Origin of the sequence: Phytoactinopolyspora endophytica (assembly GCF_004138495.1) — a bacterium.
GTDB lineage: Bacteria > Actinomycetota > Actinomycetes > Jiangellales > Jiangellaceae > Phytoactinopolyspora > Phytoactinopolyspora endophytica.
In genome coordinates this window covers 490,175-495,826 of sequence record NZ_ML142852.1, presented here as the reverse complement: position 1 = coordinate 495,826, position 5,652 = coordinate 490,175, and the positions used below count along the sequence as shown (strand labels likewise).

General features: G+C 68.1%; 6 protein-coding genes and 2 pseudogenes. 4 read left to right on the top strand and 4 right to left on the bottom strand.

The genetic code is table 11. The features are described 5' to 3' along the window. The 4 genes and pseudogenes from ELR45_RS34960 to ELR45_RS10685 form a co-directional block, all read right to left on the bottom strand. Positions 1-1,065 (bottom strand): annotated as a pseudogene (locus tag ELR45_RS34960) (hypothetical protein); the annotation flags it as partial. Positions 1,066-1,115: 50 nt separating this feature from the next. Continuing rightward, positions 1,116-2,285, bottom strand: a complete 1,170-nt coding sequence (locus ELR45_RS10695; RefSeq protein ID WP_129665745.1) for an AAA family ATPase — start codon at positions 2,283-2,285, stop codon at positions 1,116-1,118. 764 nt (positions 2,286-3,049) lie between these two features. Further along, the gene (locus ELR45_RS10690; protein ID WP_129665743.1) at positions 3,050-3,478 is read right to left on the bottom strand and encodes a type II toxin-antitoxin system VapC family toxin; all 429 of its coding nucleotides are present in this window, start codon (positions 3,476-3,478) and stop codon (positions 3,050-3,052) included. After that, positions 3,475-3,750, bottom strand: a complete 276-nt coding sequence (locus ELR45_RS10685) for an antitoxin (RefSeq protein ID WP_129665741.1) — start codon at positions 3,748-3,750, stop codon at positions 3,475-3,477. Before ELR45_RS10685 ends, ELR45_RS10690 begins: the two co-directional genes overlap by 4 nt. Before the next feature lie 47 nt (positions 3,751-3,797). Here ELR45_RS10685 and ELR45_RS42075 point away from each other — a divergent pair, with 47 nt between their 5' ends. From ELR45_RS42075 to ELR45_RS10665, 4 genes and pseudogenes are all read left to right on the top strand, one after another. Beyond that, positions 3,798-3,926, top strand: a complete 129-nt coding sequence (locus ELR45_RS42075) for a hypothetical protein (RefSeq protein ID WP_276320669.1) — start codon at positions 3,798-3,800, stop codon at positions 3,924-3,926. Positions 3,927-4,453: 527 nt separating this feature from the next. Continuing rightward, a complete protein-coding gene (locus ELR45_RS10675) occupies positions 4,454-5,047 on the top strand; it encodes a hypothetical protein (RefSeq protein WP_129665739.1) in 594 nt (197 codons plus the stop codon). Between the two features lie 53 nt (positions 5,048-5,100). Continuing rightward, complete coding sequence (locus ELR45_RS10670; RefSeq protein WP_129665737.1) at positions 5,101-5,322, top strand: DUF4926 domain-containing protein; 222 nt, start codon at positions 5,101-5,103, stop codon at positions 5,320-5,322. Positions 5,323-5,472: 150 nt separating this feature from the next. Beyond that, a pseudogene (locus ELR45_RS10665) lies at positions 5,473-5,652 on the top strand (helix-turn-helix domain-containing protein); the annotation flags it as partial.

The following is a 5,652-nucleotide window of genomic DNA, read 5'->3' as shown; positions in this document are numbered from 1 at the left end:
GGCTGCGGCGGTGCTCAACGCGCGCGCCAGCACCCGGGCGGCGCCACGTTCGGCGCTGGTGGGTGCGCGCGTTCCGGTGACGGCGGTGTCTCCGTGGCGTGGGCCGCTGATGGCGAACACGCTACGGGCGGCGTCGGCGGCGCGTTTGGTGGCGGCGTCGGCGTCCGCCTTGGCCTTCGCCGCGACCGTGGCGGGGTCGGGCGGCAGTTTAGCGTTGGCGCGGCTCACCGCTCGGGCGACCTTGCCGAGAGTGTCGCGGATCGACGTTGCCAGCGGCGATGGCGGCGCCGGGGTGCCCGTCGTGGTCGGCGGGGTGTTCGTGATGGCGGGGTCCGGTGGGGGTCCGAGGATGTCGCACCAGCGGCGACCGAGTGCGAGCATGGTGTCGGCGTCGTCGTCGGCGGCGCGGAAGGCTTTCCGCCATACCGCACGCAGCTTGATGAGCTTGTCGGTGCCGAGCACGGTGTCGACAGTGCTGGCGACGGGGGCGGTTTCAGCTCGGGTGAGGATGCCGCCGTCGCGGCGGGCCAGCAGGAGCGCGGCCGTGCGGGCGGCGTCGTGAGTGCTCATCTGGGGCGCGGTGGTGGGGTCGGCCAGTTTCAGGTCGGTGGCGACGATGTTTTTCACGCATGCGCGTAGCCAGTGCCGGTCGGCGGGGCGGCGGCGGATGTGTGCGCGTTCGATCCGGGCTTCTTCCAGCAGCAGCGCAGCATCCACTATGGCCTCGTCGGCGCCAGGCGGGGGTGTCCAGACGCTGTGTTTGCTGTGTGCGCATTCGTGGGTCAGCGCGCCCCAGGAGGGGGCGTAGCGTGCTCGGTCGCTGGTCAGGTGCGGTTTGGCTGTGGCGGGGTCGACCGGGTGCAGGTAGGCGCCGTCGACTTCGATCATGGCGCGGGCGGGCAGGAAGCACGCCGGGGCGCCGTGTCCCGCCCCGGGAGCGATGGTGACCATGAGGTCGTCGCGGTCGGCGATCGCGGGGACCTCGGCGGTCATGGCGGCGGACAGGGACAGCCAGCCGGGGTCTGCAGGGAACACAGCGGTGCCGGAGGCGGCGGGGTCGGCCATCAGGTGCGTGCTCATCGCGAAGGCTCCTTCCTCTGCGACAGGTGGGTCTGTTAGATGCGGGTGCCAAGTGCCAGCGGTTCGACGGTGGTGCCGAACACCCCACATACGACGGTGGTCACGATCTCGCGGTCGTATTCGGGGGCGGTGCCGATCAGGTTTGCTGCCGCTGCGTCGATCCCGAGCACATCGGCGACCTTCTGAAACGCCAGCAGTTCCCGCAGCTGTGGCGCCCAGCCGATCTCGCCGCCCTGTTGCCGGGCGGTCAGGTGGCGGGCGGCCTGCACGGCGCGGCGGTCGACTCCCAGCTGCGTGGCCAGGTCGTAGTCAGTGGAAACGTGGACCTGCACCGCGAACCGCGACGCGAGCGCGTCGGAGAGCACCGCGCCGTGTACGCCGGGGTTGTGTCCGGCGACGACGTAGAACCCGGGGGCGGCGTCGACGACCTCGCCGCCATTGGCCTTGATGATGATCTGGCGGCGTCCGTCCATGGCCGGGTACACCACGGCCAGCACGCTCGGCGGGATGAGCGTGGCGTCGTCGATGAACAGCGTGCGTCCCTGGCGCATGGCGCGCACGAGCGGACCGTGCACGAACACGAACATCCCATCCGGGGTCTGGGTGTACTCGCCGACCAGGTCGGCCACCGTGGTATCGCCGTCGCCGGGCACCGTGTACAGGTCACCGAAGGCCGCCTCGATCACCGACGTCTTCCCGGTCCCCGGCGGCCCGTACAGCAGCGCTGGCACGTTCGCGTCGCGCAGCTTGCGCAGCGCGGCCACATCCGGCAACCCAGCCAGCTTGCGCGGGTGATACACCTGCCCGTCGGGACGGGCGACCGGACCGGCCGCCCGTGCCGACCCACCCGCTGCGGCGGACCGCGTCGTCGTGGACGTCGAGGGTGCGCGGGTATGTCCGGGTGTGGTGGTGCGGTGTGCCCCGCTGGCGCCGGGTACGGCGGCGGTGGCGTCGCGGGTGGTCGAGGTGGAGCGGTAGCGCACCGGCTTGGCGCAGACCTGCTCGGCACAGCCCCGCTCGGCCAGCGCCGCGAGCGCGTTGCCGACCGCCCCCGACGACCGCCCGCCCAACGCGGCCGCGATCTCACGCGGCGTCAGCGCGGACCCCGCGCGATCAAGCAGTGCCTCTGCTACTTGACGGCGTAGTTCACCGTTGCGTAACCGCCGGGTGGGTTTCGACGTGGCTGGGCTGGTCGTCGCGGTCATTGTGCTGCTCCTTCCCAATTTCTGTACCTACAAGAATAGCTCGGCGCCACGGTGGAGTCAATGCATTGTGGCTGGTCATTGGCGGTTTTTGTAGGTACAGTCGGGTATATGACTGCGCGACGTGGGCGGCCCGCAACAGGGCAGACGCCGATACGGAACCTCAGGATTCCGGACCCCATATGGAAGGCCGTATGTGCCAAGGCTGACCGCAATGGTGAGTCCGCTACGGCCCTCGTCCTTCGCGCGGTCCAGCGTGAGCTGCGCCGCTGATACTTTCGCCTTACTGCGTGCGCCCACCCCTCACCACCTCTCCCACGGGATCCATTGGCTCTTTTGCCAGGTGAGTCTGGGAGTCCATCGGATCCCCGCCGAGGCACGCGACCTGCGCGGATCCGATCCTCTGCCGGTGCCGCTCTAGCAGGAACGCAGATCGGATCCCCCGCAGGAACCACAATCGGATCCCCGAGCGCTGGCGCATCGGTTCCGGTGGGTTCGCCACCACGGGAGGTGCTGGGGGGTCAGGTCCAAGAGCACGATCGGGTATTGCGGTCACGGTCGCCCCTCTGCCACATTCATCAGATCTACGCCCGCCATCGCGGCGGGCACATGCTCATACTGGATGGACGGTACGGCCGGAACGCCTAAAAGAGCCAGACCGTGGATCTTACCTGTGTGTCGGGGCGACGGCCGCCCTCACGGCGAGCTGGAAACGGTGGCCGCCGCCGGATTGAGCATGTGGCACGAGCTGCCAGTCATCCCAAGCGCTAGGACTCGTCCGGTCTCACGGTCACGACTTCGCATCGCAGTGGAGCCCCCGAGCGTTCGATGCGCTCGTCGCTGGTCAACAGCGCCACCCGGTGCCTTTCGGCGCACGCGACGTAGACGGCGTCGGCGTAACGCAGTGAGGCTTGAGACAGTGCCCATGCGCGGTGGACGTCTGCCCAAGGCGTGCCTTCGATGGTGATCTCGAGCGATTCCGCGTCGAGCAGGGCCTGTTCGATGTCGCCGGGCTGGAATGGATGACCGGGCCGGTTGGCCGCTGCGCGCAGGCCGGACATGAGCTCGAACGCGAAATGCCCGGGCGCGAGGAGCCGCTCGGAGGCGGGGTGGTCCGCGAGCGCCTGGCGGGCCGCGTCGCCTCTCGGGCCTGCGTCGGCGACCGCGTCGATGACGGTGGAGGCGTCGACGATCACGTCGCCGGCCGGTCGGTCAGCTGTTCGGCCCGCTCGGCGTGGGCGTCGTCGATGGCCTCGAGCACGGCCTGCCGTTCGGTCTCCGGCACCGCGTCCCGCCCGCGTAGACGCTCAGCCGTGCGCGCCACGGCTACACGCCGCCGCAGCTGGGCCGCCTGGGTGTGTACCGCGTCGCGCAGGTACGCCTGCAGTGAGACGCCTTGGTCGGCTGCGGCAGATCGGATCTGCTCCAGGTCTGCTGCCGGCACATCGCGAATCATCACATTCGGCATACCGTTGACGTTAGCAAAAGTGATATCAAGAGTGCAAGCATCTGTGTATGCAGCTTGTCTTCGTGCTGGTGGGTGAGATCTGGGAGGTTCTTGGTGAGGCGTGTCTCGACTGCTGGGTGCGTGGGCAACGCGTGACGAGCGAGATCATCCGATTCCGGCACCTGGTCCGCCCATGACCCGCCTGGGCCGCCATCGACCAACGCGGAGACGACCATCGCGGCGTCAACGACGATTGTCACCGACGATCGGCTTCCCGGTTCTGCAGGATGGCGTCGGCCGATAATCGGCTCGCCGTACCCTTGCGGCTACGAACCTGCGACAACAGTGTCTCAGCATCCGGGTCAGCTCAAACCAACTGCAGACGCACGTACTCCTGAAGTGAGCGGCCAGTCCGAGCAGCGCGCGCCGCCGACCCATCTCGCGTCTCGTCCAGCACATCCCAGATAGTGATCGATGTGGTACAGCAACATAGTGCTGCTAGTGCATGCACTACGCTACGCGGGCGAGCAACGGCCGAGACCGTGCGCCAATGATCCTGGCGGGCCAGGAGATCGGAGAGCCCGGCGAGCCTTGACTTCTCCGGTGTACAGAGCGTCCATGGAGACACTACGACGGGCTCCACTTCACGCGGCGCGCGCACCGCGGGGCCCGCAGCCTCCGGAGGCATGACCACCCTTGTCCCTTCGCGAGTCGAGGAGATGTCATGCCCGACAGCACTGCCACGATTGCCCGTGCCGCCACGCCCGATGGTGGCACCGCCGAAACCAAGGTCCTTGCCGCGCTCGCCGCGCATCCTGACGGCACCGTCGTCGAGATCGCAGCCGCTGCCGGTGTCGGCCGTTCCACCGCCGGCAAGGTACTGGCCGCTGCCGAACGACGCGGGCAAGCCAGCCGCACGCCCGGCGCTCATGAATCGGGCGAGCGCACCCCGGACAGCTGGACGATCGTGTCCGTGGCGGGGAAATCGCCGAGGCTTCGCCGCGGCGCCCTGCGTGACATGGTCGCCGAGTACCTGGCTGCGCGGCCGGGTGAAGAGTTCGGCCCGACCGCGATCGGGCACGCGCTCAACCGATCCAGCGGCGCTGTCGCCAACGCGCTGGCCAAGCTGGTCGTAACGGGGCAGGTAGCTCAGACCAGCGAGCGACCAGCGCGATACACCACGGCCAGAACCGCAGTGCACGAGGTGGCCGGCGGCGGCAGGGCCGAAATGACTACGCCCACCAAGGCGGCGCCGTCCCGCGACGACGTCGCTCAGGCCGTCGAGATGAGGCTGGCGCGCAACCGGACGGGCCAGTGATGCGCGACAGGCCAAGCCGTAACCCTCGTACCTTCGACCATTAGGAGTGTGCGATGTTCACCGAACATAGCCTCGTCGTGCTGCGCCGTGACGTGCCAGAAAGTGGGCTCCTCGCGGGCGACGTCGGCAGTGTCATCGGGGTTATCGACACGGTCAGATACGACGTCGAATTCACCACCGCTGACGGCTACACCGTTGCCACGGTGAACCTAGCAAGCCGCGACATCAGATCCGGCCGCGCGCGTGAGATTCTGCATGTTCGCGAAATCGCTTGAGCATCCCCTGGCGACAGCCCCGCACGCGCGGACTGCAGTGCCGCAGGCCTTCGCAGGCATGACCTACCTTGTCCGGCGTTTTCGTGAACCGGAGGAGTCATCGCGCCACACCCAACACGTCCACCGCCAGCAGTCGAGAAAGGAATGAGCATGGAGATGATCGTTGATGATGAGCGCACCCTCGCTGACGTGGTGCGCAATAGAAGGATTAGGCGAGGTCTAGAACAAGCCGAGGTCGCTCGTCTGGCAGGTGTTGCCCTGCAGGACGTCAAAGCGATTGAACGCAATGAGTCTAGGACCGACTCGCTATTTCCGGTGCTTGCCGCGCTC

Coding starts and splice junctions, on each gene's coding strand:
- ELR45_RS10695 (WP_129665745.1), bottom strand. CDS start 2,285: ATGACCGCGACGACCAGCCCAGCCACGTCGAAACCCACCCGGCGGTTA.
- ELR45_RS10685 (WP_129665741.1), bottom strand. CDS start 3,750: ATGCCGAATGTGATGATTCGCGATGTGCCGGCAGCAGACCTGGAGCAG.
- ELR45_RS42075 (WP_276320669.1), top strand. CDS start 3,798: ATGCAGCTTGTCTTCGTGCTGGTGGGTGAGATCTGGGAGGTTCTTGGT.
- ELR45_RS10675 (WP_129665739.1), top strand. CDS start 4,454: ATGCCCGACAGCACTGCCACGATTGCCCGTGCCGCCACGCCCGATGGT.
- ELR45_RS10670 (WP_129665737.1), top strand. CDS start 5,101: ATGTTCACCGAACATAGCCTCGTCGTGCTGCGCCGTGACGTGCCAGAA.